We start from the raw sequence: 666 nt of genomic DNA on the forward strand, positions 1-666 counted from the left end.
ACGAGCTGCTGCTGATCGACGAAACGATCCGCTCGCTGATCCACCGCAACGCGGCCGATGCCGAAATTCTCGAAGCGGGCCGCGCCCAAGGCATGCGCACGCTGCGCGAGGATTCGGAGCGCTGGCTTGCATCGGGACTGACGTCGCTCGAAGAAGTGATTCGCGTGACGGGCGGAGCATAAGCGCATGCGGCATTCCGTGGAGAATGACATGAACTTCTCCTTTTCTCATGCGCGCCCTGCGGCTTCTGCGTTGCCTGCGGAACGCGGCTCTCGCCGGAGAGTGCAGCTACGGCAGCGCGGCGCCGCCATCATCAGCGCGTTGCTGGTGGTGACGCTGTCGGCAATTCTCGTCTCCAGCATTTTGTGCCGCCAGCAGGTGCTGGTTCGACGGATCGAAAGCCAGCGTCTGCTCGCACATGCGCAATGGGTCGCGCGCGGCGCGCTCGATTGGACCCGGCTGATCCTGCGCTCCGATGGCGATACGTCGGCCGGCATCACGTATCTGGGCGGCTTGTGGGGCGTGCCGATCGCGAAAATGCGGCTGTCGGATTTTCTCGGCCAGATCGGCGAGGTGCGCGCTGAGCAAGGCGCGGCCACGTACCTGTCGGGCTCGATCGAGGACGCGCAGTCCAGATTCAATCTGCGCAATCTGGTCGCGAGTCCG

At 64.4% G+C, this 666-nt stretch carries 2 pseudogenes; both read left to right on the top strand.

The annotated features are described in order from the left end of the window. Positions 1 to 182 (top strand): annotated as a pseudogene (locus AB3X86_RS38325) (type II secretion system protein GspE); the annotation flags it as partial. A 28-nt stretch (positions 183 to 210) separates the two neighbouring features. Further along, a pseudogene (locus AB3X86_RS38330) lies at positions 211 to 666 on the top strand (type II secretion system minor pseudopilin GspK); the annotation flags it as partial.

This window comes from Paraburkholderia sp. BR14374 (assembly GCF_040948685.1).
GTDB classification, from domain to species: Bacteria; Pseudomonadota; Gammaproteobacteria; order Burkholderiales; family Burkholderiaceae; genus Paraburkholderia; species Paraburkholderia youngii.